The organism is Neobacillus mesonae, assembly GCF_023715155.1.
Classification (GTDB): Bacteria; Bacillota; Bacilli; order Bacillales; family Cytobacillaceae; genus Neobacillus; species Neobacillus mesonae_A.
The window spans coordinates 1-393 of the sequence record NZ_JAMBNQ010000125.1; the positions used below are offsets into that span (position 1 = coordinate 1).

The 393-nt window shown below is 45.5% G+C and carries 1 pseudogene; it reads left to right on the forward strand.

Annotated elements, in window-relative coordinates:
- Nucleotides 1-272, forward strand: a pseudogene (locus tag M3183_RS26810) (transposase); the annotation flags it as partial.
- Nucleotides 273-393 lie beyond the last annotated feature (121 nt).

The following is a 393-nucleotide window of genomic DNA, read 5'->3' on the forward strand; positions in this document are numbered from 1 at the left end:
CGAGAGTAAAAACCATAAAAAGCTTATACAACGTCATATTTGGGAGGCTTATTTAGAAGAGGCAGAACATCTACACCACAATGATGAAATCAAACAGATATATGCGAGACGCAAGGAGACGATTGAACGTGTCATTGCAGATGCAAAGGATAAGCATGGTATGCGATGGACAACCCTACGGGGTCTAAAAAAATTGTCTATGCAGGCGATGCTTACGTTTGGCTTCCATGAATTTGAAAAAATTAGCAAATTGGACGTGGAAAATGGTTTGAAAGAGCTCAAACTAGTTGATTGGAGTGGATGGTGTTTGACTCCTGGGGGATTAGCGTTACAGGCGAGACCCCGCAGGAGTGTCAGCGACGAGGAGGCTCGGCGAACGCCCCCCGGAAAGCA